We start from the raw sequence: 13404 nt of genomic DNA on the forward strand, positions 1-13404 counted from the left end.
ATGAGTGCTGGTGCAGCCATCAAAGCGGACAACGCCATGGGGGGTGAAGCTCACCACGGCCACTGTCTGTGCGGCGCGGTCACGGTGGATGTGACCGGGCCGTTGGCTGCGATTTCGGCCTGTCATTGTGACCTCTGCACCCGGTGGAGCGGCTCTGTCCAAATGGGGATCGAAGTGCCCCGCGCGCGGGTTTCCTATGACGGTCCGATCCGGACCTATGCCTCATCCTCCTTTGCTGAGCGGGCGTGGTGCGAGACCTGCGGCACGGCGGTTTGGTTTGCCGATACCGAAGGCGAGAATGCGGGTCTGCTGGAGCTGGCTCCGGGGCTCTTCGATGGCTTCGGCGGCGCAAAGCTGGCGCGCGTGGTCTATGCCGACCGCGCCCCAAGCAACTTTGCCTTGGCCGGGGAACTGGAGCGCGTGAGCAAAGCCGACTACGAGGCCCGCACCCAGCATGTGGAGGACGAGCGATGAGCCTTTTGAATGGTCATTGCCTCTGCGGGGCGGTCACGGTCAGCTTTGAACCGTTGAAAGACGGGCTTGGCGCGTGCCACTGCGAGATGTGCCGCCGTTGGACCGGCAGTGCGTTTCTTGAGATTGACGCGAAACCGGGCAGCCTGACCTATGACGGCCCGGTGAAATCCTATGCCTCTTCGGACTGGGCTGAGCGGGCATGGTGCGACAGTTGCGGCAGCACGCTTTGGTATCACCTCACGCTGCCGGGGCATGACTATTACTCACTCTCTGCCGGATTGGTGGAGAATGCGGGCGGCCTGCCGCTCAAGACCGAGATTTACATAGATGTGAAGCCCGACGGCTATGCCTTTGCCGGGGACCACGAGATCAAAACCAAGGCCGAAGTCGAAGCAGGATTTGCGGCGTTTGTGGAAGGAACCAAGCCATGACCAAATATGATGACGCCTGGGTGGCCCGCGAAGAAGCCAAACGCGCGATGATGGCCGATAAGGGCATGTATAGTTTCGAGGAAGAGCATTCTTCCTGCGGCGTGGGCCTTGTGGTCAACATCAACGGCGAGAAGACCCGTGAGGTCGTGCTCAACGGGATCAACGCGCTTAAAGCCATCTGGCACCGCGGCGCGGTTGACGCAGATGGGATGACCGGCGATGGCGCGGGCATCCACGTGCAGATCCCTGTGCCCTTCTTCTATGAGCAGGTCCGCCGCACCGGCCACACCCCGCGCGAGAACGAGTTGATCGCCGTGGGCCAAGTCTTCCTGCCGCGCACCAATTTCGCCGCGCAAGAAACCTGCCGGACCATCGTGGAGACCGAAGTGCTCCGCATGGGCTATTACATCTACGGCTGGCGGCATGTGCCGGTGGACATCTCCGTGTTGGGCGAAAAGGCCAACGCGACCCGGCCCGAGATTGAGCAGATCCTCATTTCCAACGCCAAAGGTGTCGACGAAGAGACCTTTGAGCGTGAGCTTTATGTCATCCGCCGACGCATCGAAAAAGCCGCCATCGCCGCGCAGGTGCCGCAGATGTACATCGCCTCGATGTCCTGCCGCAGCATCATCTACAAGGGCATGATGCTGGCCGAACAGGTGGCCGAATTCTATCCCGATCTGAAAGATGACAAGTTCATCAGCGCCTTCGCGATCTATCACCAGCGCTACTCCACCAACACTTTCCCGCAGTGGTGGCTGGCGCAGCCCTTCCGCATGTTGGCCCACAACGGTGAGATCAACACCCTCAAGGGCAACATGAACTGGATGAAGAGCCACGAGATTCGCATGGCCTCTGCCACCTTTGGTGACATGGCCGAGGACATCAAACCGATCGTGGCCTCGGGGTCCAGCGACTCTGCCGCACTGGATTCCGTGTTCGAGGTGCTGGTCCGCGCGGGCCGCTCCGCGCCGATGGCCAAGACGATGCTGGTGCCAGAATCGTGGTCGAAACAGGCGGTGGAACTGCCCCAAGCATGGCGCGACATGTATTCCTACTGCAACTCCGTGATGGAGCCGTGGGACGGCCCCGCCGCATTGGCGATGACCGATGGCCGCTGGGTTTGCGCCGGGCTTGACCGGAACGGCCTGCGCCCGATGCGCTATGTGGAAACCTCCGACGGCATGTTGATCGCCGGGTCCGAAGCCGGGATGGTGCCGCTGGACGAGGCGCGGGTCGTGCGCAAAGGCGCGCTTGGCCCCGGGCAGATCATCGCGGTCGATATGGAAGAGGGCAAACTCTTCAACGATACCGAGATCAAAAACAAGCTCGCGTCGAACCAGCCCTTCGGCGAATGGGTCGGCAAGATCACCGAGATGGATGATGTCCTCGGTCGCGTCACCGAAAAGCCGCTGTTTGACGGGGCCGAACTGCGCCGCCGTCAGGTGGCTGCGGGCTATACCATCGAAGAGCTGGAACAGATCCTCGCGCCCATGGCCGAGGACGGGAAAGAGACGCTGGCCTCGATGGGCGATGACACGCCCTCGGCGGTCCTGAGCGGCCAGTACCGCCCGCTGAGCCATTTCTTCCGCCAGAACTTTAGCCAGGTCACCAACCCGCCGATTGATAGCTTGCGCGAATTCCGGGTGATGAGCCTCAAGACGCGCTTCGGCAACCTCAAGAACGTGCTCGACGAAGACAGCTCCCAGACCGAGATCCTTGTGCTCGACAGCCCCTTTGTCGGCAATGCGCAGTTCGAAGAACTGATGGCGCAGTTCAAGGTGCATACCGTCTCCATCGACTGCACCTTTGAGGCGGGCAACGGCAATCTCAGCGCCGGGCTGGCGCGGATTCGGGCCGAGGCGGAAGACGCCGTGCGCTCTGGCGCGGGCCATCTGGTGCTGACCGATCAGCACAGCGGGGCCGACCGGGTCGCGATGCCGATGATCCTTGCGACCAGCGCGGTGCACAGTCACCTCGTGCGCAAGGGTCTGCGGACCTTTACCTCGCTCAACGTGCGCTCGGCGGAATGTGTCGATCCGCATTACTTTGCGGTGCTGGTCGGCTGCGGCGCGACCGTGGTGAACGCCTATCTGGCCGAAGATTCCTTGGCCGACCGGATCGAGCGCGGGCTCTTGGACATGACCCTGACGCAGGCGGTGCAGAAATACCGTGAGGCGATTGACCAAGGTTTGCTCAAGATCATGGCGAAGATGGGGATTTCCGTGATCTCGTCTTATCGCGGCGGCCTGAACTTCGAGGCCGTGGGCCTTTCGCGCGCCATGTGCGCCGAGTATTTCCCCGGCATGACCAGCCGCATCTCCGGCATCGGTGTCGTCGGCATTCAGCGCAAGGCCGAAGAGGTTCACGCCAAAGGCTGGCAGGGCGACGGGGTCGTGATGCCGATTGGCGGTTTCTACAAGCAGCGCAAGACCGGCGAAAAACACGCTTGGGAGGCGAGTAGCATGCATATGCTGCAGATGGCCTGCAACAAGGCGTCTTATCAGATGTGGCAGCAGTATTCGAAAAAGATGCAGAGCAACCCGCCGATCCATCTGCGTGACCTGCTCGACATCAAGCCCAAGGGCACGCCGGTGCCATTGGAGGAGGTGGAGAGCATCACCTCGATCCGCAAGCGTTTCGTGACGCCGGGCATGTCGCTGGGGGCGCTTTCCCCAGAGGCGCATAAGACGCTGAACGTGGCGATGAACCGCATCGGGGCGAAGTCTGACAGCGGCGAGGGCGGCGAAGATCCGGCGCATTTCGTGCCAGAAAGCAACGGCGACAACCCGTCGGCCAAGATCAAACAGGTCGCCTCGGGCCGCTTTGGCGTGACGGCGGAGTATCTGAACCAGTGCGAAGAGTTGGAGATCAAGGTCGCACAGGGTGCCAAGCCCGGTGAGGGTGGGCAGCTTCCCGGTATGAAGGTCACCGATCTGATCGCGCGGCTGCGGCATTCGACCAAGGGCGTGACGCTGATCTCGCCCCCGCCGCACCACGACATCTACTCGATCGAAGACCTTGCGCAGCTGATCTATGACCTCAAGCAGATCAACCCGCGCTGCAAGGTGACGGTCAAGCTGGTGGCGTCGAGCGGTGTCGGCACGATTGCCGCCGGGGTGGCCAAGGCCAAGGCCGATATCATCCTGATTTCGGGCCACAACGGCGGCACCGGGGCATCGCCTGCGACCTCAATCAAATATGCGGGTCTGCCGTGGGAGATGGGCCTGACCGAGGCGCATCAGGTCCTGTCGATGAACAACCTGCGCGACCGGGTGACATTGCGCACCGATGGTGGCCTGCGCACCGGACGCGACATCGTTATGGCGGCGATGATGGGGGCCGAGGAATATGGCATCGGCACCGCCGCGCTGATCGCCATGGGCTGCATCATGGTCCGCCAGTGCCAGTCGAATACTTGCCCCGTGGGTGTTTGCACACAGGACGAAGCTCTGCGTGGCAAGTTCACCGGCAATGCGGACAAAGTGGTGAACCTCATCACCTTCTACGCCACCGAAGTGCGCGAGATTCTGGCCGGCATCGGGGCACGCAGCCTTGATGAAGTGATCGGGCGCGCGGACCTGTTGACGCAGGTCAGCCGAGGTTCGGCGCATTTGGATGATCTGGACCTCAACCCGCTGTTGATCACCGTCGATGGCGCACATGAGAACGTCTATGACCGCGACAAACCGCGTCAGGTGGTGCTTGATACGCTTGATGCGCAGATCGTCCGGGATGCCGCGCGTTTCCTTGAGGATGGTGAGAAGATGCAGCTGTCCTACGCCGTGCAGAACACGCACCGGACGGTCGGCACGCGGGTTTCGAGCCATATCGTGAAGCGCTTCGGTATGCGCAATTCCCTGCAGCCGGACCACCTGACGGTGAAGCTAACCGGCTCTGCGGGCCAATCACTGGGTGCCTTCGCAGCACCGGGGCTGAAGCTCGAAGTCTCGGGCGATGCCAACGACTATGTCGGCAAGGGTCTGTCGGGCGGTACGATTGTGGTGCGGCCTTCGATGGCGAGCCCAGTGGTGGCGTCGGAGAATACGATCATCGGCAACACGGTGCTTTATGGTGCGACGGCGGGCTATCTATTTGCCGCGGGCCGGGCGGGCGAGCGTTTTGCGGTGCGCAACTCGGGCGCGCATGTGGTGATTGAAGGCTGCGGCAGCAACGGTTGTGAATATATGACCGGCGGTGTGGCGGTGATCCTTGGTGAGATCGGGGCAAACTTCGCCGCCGGGATGACCGGGGGGATGGCCTATCTCTATGACCCTGAAGGGCTGGCGCCGAAGCTGATGAACGCCGAGACGATCGTGACCTGCCCGGTCAGCGTCGAGCATTGGTTGGACCAGTTGCACGGGCTGCTGGAGCGTCATGTCGCCGAGACCAACAGCCGCAAGGCCGCCGATATTCTTCAGCATTGGGAGACTGAGAAGCACAACTTCCTGCAGGTCTGCCCGAAGGAAATGCTGGTGCATCTGCCCGCGCCGCTGTCGGTGGAAGAGACGGCAGTTCCAGCGGAGTAACCTTTGCCCCGCGCGGCTCCGGTCGCGCGGGCGGGCCATCGTCTTCGGCTTGTTTCCAGGCAAGGGTGGTTTTGAAAAACCTCTGCGCTACCTCTGCCTCTCCACAGGAGGCGGATCATGCGAAAAATTCTAGCGGTATTGCTGATAGTCACAGGCCTCAGCGCCTGCACCGACACCGCACCGCGTGGCGGGGGCGATATCCTCGTGCTGGGCGATTCCATCATGGCGTGGAATGGAGGCCGCTCGATCCCCGATGTCATTGCCAACCAAACGCGCCGCAGCGTTACCAGCCGTGCCGTGCCCGGCGCGCAGTTCGACAATGGCTCGACCATCGCCTCTGCCGTTGGCTTTGACATCCAGCAGCAGTTCCCCGGCGGGCGCTGGAACTGGGTGGTGGTGAATGGCGGTGCCAACGATCTGAGCGCCGATTGCGGCTGCGGGGCCTGCGGGGCCTCGGTGAATGCGCTGATCGCACCGGACGGTCAAAGCGGCAGCATCCCCGCCTTCTTGCAACGCCTCCGTGCCCAGACCGGGGCGCAGGTCATGTGGATGGGCTATTACGCAGGCTCCGGCTCAGGGTCCTTTGCCGGATGCCGCGATGATCTGGTCGAAATCGAATCCCGCATCGCCACTTTCGCCGCAGGCCGCCCGGGGATCCATTTCGTTGATTCCGAAGACGTGATCGACCGGGGGGACCGCGGTCTTTTCGCCGGAGACAACGTGCATCCCTCCGCCCGTGGCTCTGCCCGGATCGGTGCCTACCTCGCCCAAGAAATCACAGCGCGCGAGAACCGTTCACAAAAACCCGCAGACGGCCTATAGCTGATCCATGGCGACACGGAAAAAGACCGCCCCCAAGGGCAAGAAATCGAGCAAGGCAAGCCCCCCGTTGAAGAAACGCGCGGGCCGCTGGGTGGTGCGCGCCTTGGCGCTGGCCTTTGTCTTGGCTGTGCTGCTGGTGCTGCTGTTCCGCTTCGTCAACCCGCCCACCGGGGTCTACATGCTTTCGGAATCGCGCCGTCTGGGTGGGGTGCAGCGCGACTGGGTGCCGCTTGAGCAGATCGCCCCCGTGATGGCCCGCGCGGCCGTGGCAGCAGAGGATGCGAATTTCTGCAATCACTGGGGCTTTGACATGCAGGCGATCCGCACCGCGATTGAAAATGGCTCTGCCCGCGGGGCGTCCACGATCAGCCAGCAGACGGTCAAGAACGTCTATCTTTGGCATGGCCGCTCGTGGCTGCGCAAAGCACTTGAGGCCGGGATGACTCCACTGGTCGAAACCCTATGGCCCAAGCGCCGGATCATTGAGGTCTATTTGAATGTGGCCGAGTTTGACGAAGGCGTCTTTGGCGTCGGCGCAGCAGCTCCGCATTACTTTGGCGTCGCGGCGGCGGACCTCAGCCCGACGCAGGCCGCCCGGCTTGCCGCGATCCTGCCCGACCCGAAAGAGCGTTCCGCCTCCCGGCCCGGTGACTTTACCCGCAAGCGTACGGCCCAGATCATGGACGGGGCGGCGACCATCCGCGCGGACGGTCGTGCCGCTTGTTTCGAGAGTTGAAAATCCTCCCGCCAGCAGGCATGGAAGAGTGCAATCCCTTTAACCACACGGACTTTATATGACGGCTCGCTTGTTTCACGTTCCCTTGTCCCCCTTCTGTCGCAAGGTGCGGCTTAGCCTTGGGGAGAAGAAGATCGAGGTGGAACTGGTCGAGGAACGCTATTGGGAGCAAGACCCCGATTTCCTGCGCCGCAATCCGGCGGGCAAGGTGCCTGTGCTGCGGCTTGACGGGATCATGATGGCGGAAAGCGCCGCGATCTGTGAGTATATCGAAGAGACCCGCCCAGAGGCGTCATTGCTGCCCAGCGACCCGGTGCAGCGCTTGGAAGTGCGCCGTCTGGTCAGCTGGTTCGACGACAAATTCCACGACGAGGTGACCTCGAAACTGCTGTACGAGCGGGTCAACAAGAAGGTCACCAAACAGGGCTACCCGGACAGCAAGAACGTGAAGGCCGGGGCCAAGGCGATCAAATATCACCTCGACTATATGGCTTGGCTGCTGGATCACCGCCGCTGGCTGGCGGGTGACGTGATGACGCTGGCCGATTTCGCCGCCGCCGCGCATCTGTCGTCGCTCGACTATATCTCGGACGTGGATTGGAACCGCTCTGACGTGGTTAAGGACTGGTACGCCAAAATCAAATCGCGTCCCGCCTTTCGGTCGATCCTCGCCGACCAGTTGCCGGGCTTCCCGCCGCCGGTGCATTACAACAACCTCGACTTCTGATGCCCGCCGCCCCCCGCGCCGACCCCGGGCCGGAGGCTCTCAAGGCGCGGGTGGTGGCTCGGGCGCTTGAGGAAGGCTTTGTCGCCTGCCGTATTTGCCGCCCCGAAGACGTGCCCGAAATGCCCGAACGGCTCGCCCGCTTTGTCGAGGCGGGGTTTCACGGGCAGATGGGCTGGATGGAAGAGCGGATGCATTGGCGCGGCAATCCCGCAGCACTCTGGCCCGAGGCGCGGTCGGTCATCATGCTGGCCGAAAGCTACACCCCCGACCATGACCCCCGCGCGGTGTTGGAGCATCCCGACAAGGGGGCGATCTCGGTCTATGCGCAGGGGCGTGACTACCACGATATCGTCAAGAAACGGCTGAAGCGGCTGGCGCGTTGGCTGATGGAGGAAGCCCGCGCGGCTGACCCTGAGGTGAAGGTTTTCGTCGATACCGCCCCGGTGCCGGAAAAGGCGCTGGCGCAGGCGGCGGGGCTCGGCTGGCAGGGCAAACATACCAATCTTCTCAGCCGAAAATTCGGCAATTGGGCCTTTTTAGGCTCTGTTTTTACCACGCTTGATCTCGCCCCCGATGCGCGGGAGGTCGACCACTGCGGGTCATGCCGCGCCTGCCTAGAGGCCTGTCCGACAGATGCCTTCCCCGCGCCCTATCAACTCGACGCGCGGCGCTGCATTTCCTATCTGACGATCGAACACAAAGGGCCTGTCGATCTGGACCTACGCGAGAAGATGGGCAACCGGATCTATGGCTGCGACGATTGCCTTGCGGCTTGCCCGTGGAACAAATTCGCCGTGGCGGCCAGTGATATGCGCTATCACGGCCCCGCTGTGCAGCCGGCGGATTTGGCAGAGTTGGCGGCGCTGGATGATACCGCGTTCCGCGCGCGCTATTCCGGCTCTCCGATCAAACGGATCGGGCGGGATCGCTTTGTGCGTAACGTGCTCTATGCCATCGGCAATTCCGGGCTGGCGCGGCTGCGCCCGGCGGCGCAATCTCTGACCGAAGATGCTGACCCCACCGTGGCCGATGCCGCGCGTTGGGCGGCAGAGCGTTTGGCATAGGAGGCACGCCCATGGCGGTGTTATTGGGGGTGGACACGGGCGGCACCTATACCGACGCGGTGCTGATCCGCAATGAGACAGAGGTGATCGCTTCGGCCAAAGCGCTGACGACCCGCGCCGATCTGGCTGTTGGCGTGGGCAATGCGGTCAGCGCGGTGCTGGCGCAGTCCGGCGTGGCGGCGGATCAGATCGCTATGGCTTCGCTCTCCACCACGCTGGCGACCAACGCGCTGGTCGAAGGGCAGGGCGGCCGCGTGGCGCTGATCTATGTCGGATTCCGCGCTCCTGATCTTGAGGCGCATGGGCTGTCAGAGGCGCTGCGGGGTGACCCTTGCCTGCTGCTGACTGGTGGGCACGACCATGCGGGGGCCGAGGTTGCGCCGCTGGACGAGACAGCCCTAATCGCCTTTTTAGAGACGCATAGGGTCGATGTAAGCGGCTTTGCCGTGGCCAGCCAATTCGCCACGCGCAATCCGGCCCATGAGCAGAGGGTCGCGGAACTGGTGGCAGAGGTCACAGGGCGTCCGGTGTCGGCGTCTCACAGTCTTTCAGCCAAGCTGAACGGGCCGAAGCGGGCGCTGACGGCTTTGCTGAACGCGCGGCTGATTGGCATGATCGATCGGCTGATTGGCCGGGCCGAGGATCAGTTGCGCAGCTTGGGCATCAACGCCCCGATGATGGTGGTGCGCGGCGATGGTGCCTTGATGTCGAGTGCGCAGGCCCGCGAGCGCCCGATCGAGACGATCCTTAGCGGCCCCGCCGCGTCGCTCGTGGGCGCGCGCTGGTTGACCGGGGCAGAGACGGCGCTGGTGTCGGATATCGGCGGGACGACGACCGATGTAGCGCTGTTGCGCGACGGTCGCCCGGCGATTGATCCGGCGGGTGCGCAGGTTGGCCCCTATCGAACCATGGTCGAGGCGGTGGCGATGCGGACCCATGGCTTGGGTGGTGACAGCGAAGTGCATTTCACGTCCCAAGGTCTGACCGCGGGCGTGACACTTGGGCCGAAGCGGCTGCTGCCGGTCTCTCTCCTTGCGGTGGAGGCGGGCGAGGTGGTGCATAGAGCCTTGGACGCCCAACTGCGGCGGAGCGTGGTGGGGGAGCATGATGGCCGCTTTCTGCGGGCCGTGCCCGGTCAGGCGGTCGAAGGTCTGGCCCCGCGCGACTTGGTACTGCTAGAGCGGATCGGCACCGATGTCTGGCCCTTGGGCGACGTGCTTCGGAACCGGGTCGAACAGGGCGCTTTGGCCCGGCTGGTGGCGCGGGGGCTGGTGCAGGTGGCGGGGGTTACGCCCAGCGATGCGAGCCATGTGGCCGGGCATCTTTCGGCATGGGACAGCGCGGCTGCTCACAAGGCATTGGCGTTGTTCGGACGCAAGCGCGGCGGCTCGGGGCTGCGGTTCTGCCCCGAGCCTGAGAGCCTTGCCAAAATCATCATCGACCAGCTGACCGATCAGACCGCCTTGGCCCTGTTAGAGACTGCTTTTGCCGAAGAATCCCCCGCCTTTGACCTGCCGCCCGAGATCTTGGCACGGCATGTTTTGATGCAGCGTGGCCTATCGGGGCATCGCGGCGTGCTGCGGATTGACGCGGGTCTGAACTTGCCTGTCGTGGGCTTGGGCGCTTCGGCGGCGACCTATTACCCGGCGGTAGGAGAGAGGCTGGGGAGCGAGATGATCCTGCCTGACCACGCCCATGTCGCCAATGCCATCGGTGCGGTGGTGGGGCGGGTGATCATGCGTGAAAGCGGCACCGTCACCGTCCCGCACGAAGGGGTATTTCGCGTTCATCTGGCCAATGGTCCACAGGATTTCCCGAATGCCGAACGCGCTCTGGCCGAAGCAGAGACTGTTTTGACCGAAACCGCCCGCGGGCGGGCCCAGTCAGCCGGGGCCGCACAGATCGAGTGCCACGTGACGCGCGATATTCGTATGGCGGAGATTGAGGGGCGGGAGGTTTTTGTTGAGGCCGCGCTTACTGTCGAAGCCTCGGGGCGACCGCGCGTGGCGGCGGGCTAGCCCCCGGCGCGGTGCCGGGGGTAGCATTGTTACTCAGCCGCTGCGCGTTTGGGCAGCACCCAATCGGCGCGCGGGAAATGGCAGGTGTAGCCATTGGGCAGCCGTTCCAGATAGTCTTGATGCTCTGGCTCTGCTTCCCAGAAATCGCCAACGGGTTCGATCTCGGTCACGACTTTGCCCGGCCACAGGCCAGAGGCTTCGACATCGGCGATGGTATCTTCGGCGACCGCTTTTTGTTCATCGTCGACATAGTAGATCGCGGAACGGTAGCTCATCCCGCGGTCGTTGCCCTGACGGTTCATCGTGGTGGGGTCGTGGATCTGAAAGAAGAACTCCAGCAACTCGCGGTAGGAGGTCTTCTCGGGGTCGAAGTTGATCTCGATCCCTTCGGCATGGGTGCCGTGGTTGCGGTAGGTCGCATTGGGCACGTCGCCGCCGGTATAGCCGACGCGGGTCGAGACCACACCGGGGCGGCGGCGGATCAGATCTTGCATCCCCCAGAAACAGCCACCGGCCAATACTGCGCGTTCGGTTGTCATGTCACATTCTCCACTTGGTTGAGATACTCGCCATAGCCTTCGGCTTCCATGTCGTCACGGTGGACGAAGCGCAAAGAGGCGGAGTTGATGCAATAACGCAGCCCGCCGCGATCCGGTGGGCCATCGGGAAAGACGTGGCCAAGGTGGCTGTCGCCGTGTTTGCTGCGCACCTCGGTGCGGATCATGCCGAGCGAGGCGTCTTCCAACTCTTCGACATAGGCAGGCACAATCGGTTTGGTAAAGCTCGGCCAGCCACAGCCGCTTTCGTATTTGTCACCGCTGGCGAACAAAGGCTCGCCCGAGACGATGTCGACGTAGATGCCCGGCTCTTTGTTGTTCAGGTATTTACCGGTGCCGGGGCGTTCGGTGCCGCTGCGTTGGGTGACATGGAATTCTTCGGGGCTCAGCGCATCAATCGCGGCGTTGGTTTTCTCGTATTGGGGCATGGCGTCCTCCATTCATGGGCTTGGCCTATTAGATGGGGTGTGGCGGTGAAATTCAAAGGGTTTGCGGCTCACACTGGCGTTACGCTTTGCGTTGCCGCGAGATCTGCACGGCAAGGATACCGCCTGCGATGATGGCAACGCCAAGGATGTCGCGCGGTCCCAGCGTTTCGCCCAGCAGCAGGGCCGCGATGGCCACGCCGAAGAACGGGTTGAGGAAGTGGAAGGTCGCCGCCCGCGTGGCGCCGATGCGGTTCACGAGCCAGAACCAGACCACGGTGGCGGCAAGGCCGGGGACAAGGCAGGTATAGGCGAAGGCGAGCGTCAGGCGCAGGCTGGGGTCGATGCGGGGTGTCTCAAACAGCAGGGTGGCGATGGAGAGGGCCACGCAGCCGACAAGCATTTGCAGGCCGACGACCATGAGGAAGTTGCCACCCGATGTCGCGCCGCGCACAAGCAGGGTGGCCGCGGTGAGGGCCACCACGCCGATGGCGCAGAGGATGAGGCCATAGAGGTCGACTTGGCCGCCGAGGCGCGCGCCCATGATGATGGCGACGCCAATGACACCGGCAAACAGTCCCGCGATGCCCAAAGGGCGCAGCTTTTCGCCCAAAAACGCCCATGCGGCGAAGCCCACGAGAAGCGGCATGGTGGAGGCGATGATTGCGGCGAGGGAAGCTTCGATCGTTTGCATGGCGATGAAGTTCAGGCCGAGGTAGACCGCGTTTTGCAGCACGCCGAAGATGATCGTCGCCCGCCATTGCGCGGGGGTGAGCCGCCAGCTTTGCCCCAAGGCCAGCGCGATGCCGACGCCGATCAGGCCGGAAATCAGGTAGCGCAGAGAGAGGGCCAGCAGGGGCGAGGCATCCATCACGATGATACGGGCAGAGGTGAAGGCCGAGGACCACATCACGGCAAAGGCCAGTCCCATGAGAATTGCGCGGATGTCCATGAAATGCCCCCTGTGCTGAACTTGCTAAGCAATGGCGGGTTTGAAGGGGGAGGGCAAGGTGCGGAAACGGGGGAGTTCGCCAGCCCGCCCGGAATCAAGCCGCAGGCGCCGGGCCATCGCCTGCCCGCCCGCCACGCCAGAGGCGTGCCGTGGAAGTTTGGGCGCACCGCTGGTGCGACCGGGTAGGCGATTTGGTGAGGCTGGACGCGACATTGAGAGCGCACATCACGGCTGAGCCATAAAGTGGCAACGTCAGAAGGTTGGATCGCCGACCCGCGGGCAGGCGATGGCCCTCGTGGCCAACAAAAAAGGGCCGCCCGAGGGCGACCCTTTCGCAAACATTCAGCCCAGGGCTTACTCGTTCACGCTGTCCTTCAGCGCCTTCGCGATGGTCATTTTAACCACTTTGTCGGCGTCTTTCTTGAACTGCTCGCCAGTGGCGGGGTTACGGACCATCCGCTCGGGGCGCTCACGGCAATAGATTTTGCCAACGCCCGGCAGGGTCACGGCACCGCCGGCGGACACTTCACGGGTGATCAGGTTGCAAACGGCGTCGAGCGCTGCGCCTGCGGATTTCTTGTCGGTGTCCATCTCTTCTGCCAGAGCAGCAACGAGCTGGGTCTTGGTCATCGGTTTTGCCATTTTATTCTCCTTAGACTGCCCGCTTTT

12 protein-coding genes are annotated in these 13404 nt (G+C 63.1%); 8 read left to right on the forward strand and 4 right to left on the reverse strand.

All coding sequences use genetic code 11. The annotated features are described in order from the left end of the window. The 8 genes from K3758_RS01200 to K3758_RS01235 all read left to right on the forward strand — a co-directional run bounded on the left by K3758_RS01200 (window position 1) and on the right by K3758_RS01235 (window position 10801). Window positions 1–474, forward strand: a complete 474-nt coding sequence (locus K3758_RS01200) for a GFA family protein (RefSeq protein ID WP_259947005.1) — start codon at window positions 1–3, stop codon at window positions 472–474. Beyond that, the gene (locus K3758_RS01205) at window positions 471–905 is read left to right on the forward strand and encodes a GFA family protein (protein ID WP_259947007.1); all 435 of its coding nucleotides are present in this window, start codon (window positions 471–473) and stop codon (window positions 903–905) included. Before K3758_RS01200 ends, K3758_RS01205 begins: the two co-directional genes overlap by 4 nt. Then, entirely contained in the window at window positions 902–5434 is a 4533-nt protein-coding gene (gene gltB / locus K3758_RS01210; protein WP_259947009.1) for a glutamate synthase large subunit, read from the forward strand. Before K3758_RS01205 ends, gltB begins: the two co-directional genes overlap by 4 nt. A 117-nt stretch (window positions 5435–5551) precedes the next feature. After that, window positions 5552–6256: an SGNH/GDSL hydrolase family protein gene (locus tag K3758_RS01215; protein ID WP_259947010.1), complete on the forward strand. Its 705-nt coding sequence runs from the start codon at window positions 5552–5554 to the stop codon at window positions 6254–6256. Between the two features lie 7 nt (window positions 6257–6263). Continuing rightward, on the forward strand, window positions 6264–6992 hold the full coding sequence (gene mtgA / locus K3758_RS01220) for a monofunctional biosynthetic peptidoglycan transglycosylase (protein WP_132444040.1): 729 nt from the start codon (window positions 6264–6266) through the stop codon (window positions 6990–6992). Between the two features lie 58 nt (window positions 6993–7050). Next, on the forward strand, window positions 7051–7719 hold the full coding sequence (locus tag K3758_RS01225) for a glutathione S-transferase family protein (protein WP_067624607.1): 669 nt from the start codon (window positions 7051–7053) through the stop codon (window positions 7717–7719). Then, window positions 7719–8783 (forward strand): tRNA epoxyqueuosine(34) reductase QueG, encoded by a 1065-nt coding sequence (queG, locus tag K3758_RS01230; RefSeq protein ID WP_259947013.1) that lies wholly within the window; start codon window positions 7719–7721, stop codon window positions 8781–8783. The genes K3758_RS01225 and queG overlap by 1 nt, the downstream gene beginning before the upstream one ends. Window positions 8784–8794: 11 nt before the next feature. After that, window positions 8795–10801 (forward strand): hydantoinase/oxoprolinase family protein, encoded by a 2007-nt coding sequence (locus tag K3758_RS01235; RefSeq protein WP_259947015.1) that lies wholly within the window; start codon window positions 8795–8797, stop codon window positions 10799–10801. Window positions 10802–10830: 29 nt separating this feature from the next. On the opposite strand, the gene msrA is transcribed toward K3758_RS01235, so the two are convergent. The 4 genes from msrA to K3758_RS01255 form a co-directional block, all read right to left on the reverse strand. Continuing rightward, window positions 10831–11340: a peptide-methionine (S)-S-oxide reductase MsrA gene (gene msrA / locus K3758_RS01240; RefSeq protein ID WP_067942613.1), complete on the reverse strand. Its 510-nt coding sequence runs from the start codon at window positions 11338–11340 to the stop codon at window positions 10831–10833. Continuing rightward, window positions 11337–11786, reverse strand: a complete 450-nt coding sequence (gene msrB / locus K3758_RS01245) for a peptide-methionine (R)-S-oxide reductase MsrB (RefSeq protein WP_259947018.1) — start codon at window positions 11784–11786, stop codon at window positions 11337–11339. Before msrB ends, msrA begins: the two co-directional genes overlap by 4 nt. A gap of 79 nt (window positions 11787–11865) precedes the next feature. After that, window positions 11866–12735, reverse strand: coding sequence for a DMT family transporter (locus tag K3758_RS01250; protein ID WP_067942611.1), 870 nt, complete (start codon window positions 12733–12735; stop codon window positions 11866–11868). Window positions 12736–13089: 354 nt separating this feature from the next. Further along, window positions 13090–13377: an HU family DNA-binding protein gene (locus K3758_RS01255; protein ID WP_007118569.1), complete on the reverse strand. Its 288-nt coding sequence runs from the start codon at window positions 13375–13377 to the stop codon at window positions 13090–13092. Window positions 13378–13404: the final 27 nt, after the last annotated feature.

The sequence above is a fragment of the Sulfitobacter sp. W002 genome (assembly GCF_025142135.1).
GTDB classification, from domain to species: Bacteria; Pseudomonadota; Alphaproteobacteria; order Rhodobacterales; family Rhodobacteraceae; genus Sulfitobacter; species Sulfitobacter profundi.

Excerpts from the sequence above, each read along its gene's own strand:
- K3758_RS01200 (WP_259947005.1), top strand. The coding sequence starts at position 1 with ATGAGTGCTGGTGCAGCCATCAAAGCGGACAACGCCATGGGGGGTGAA.
- K3758_RS01205 (WP_259947007.1), top strand. The coding sequence starts at position 471 with ATGAGCCTTTTGAATGGTCATTGCCTCTGCGGGGCGGTCACGGTCAGC.
- gltB (WP_259947009.1), top strand. The coding sequence starts at position 902 with ATGACCAAATATGATGACGCCTGGGTGGCCCGCGAAGAAGCCAAACGC.
- K3758_RS01215 (WP_259947010.1), top strand. The coding sequence starts at position 5,552 with ATGCGAAAAATTCTAGCGGTATTGCTGATAGTCACAGGCCTCAGCGCC.
- mtgA (WP_132444040.1), top strand. The coding sequence starts at position 6,264 with ATGGCGACACGGAAAAAGACCGCCCCCAAGGGCAAGAAATCGAGCAAG.
- K3758_RS01225 (WP_067624607.1), top strand. The coding sequence starts at position 7,051 with ATGACGGCTCGCTTGTTTCACGTTCCCTTGTCCCCCTTCTGTCGCAAG.
- queG (WP_259947013.1), top strand. The coding sequence starts at position 7,719 with ATGCCCGCCGCCCCCCGCGCCGACCCCGGGCCGGAGGCTCTCAAGGCG.
- K3758_RS01235 (WP_259947015.1), top strand. The coding sequence starts at position 8,795 with ATGGCGGTGTTATTGGGGGTGGACACGGGCGGCACCTATACCGACGCG.
- msrA (WP_067942613.1), bottom strand. The coding sequence starts at position 11,340 with ATGACAACCGAACGCGCAGTATTGGCCGGTGGCTGTTTCTGGGGGATG.
- msrB (WP_259947018.1), bottom strand. The coding sequence starts at position 11,786 with ATGCCCCAATACGAGAAAACCAACGCCGCGATTGATGCGCTGAGCCCC.
- K3758_RS01250 (WP_067942611.1), bottom strand. The coding sequence starts at position 12,735 with ATGGACATCCGCGCAATTCTCATGGGACTGGCCTTTGCCGTGATGTGG.
- K3758_RS01255 (WP_007118569.1), bottom strand. The coding sequence starts at position 13,377 with ATGGCAAAACCGATGACCAAGACCCAGCTCGTTGCTGCTCTGGCAGAA.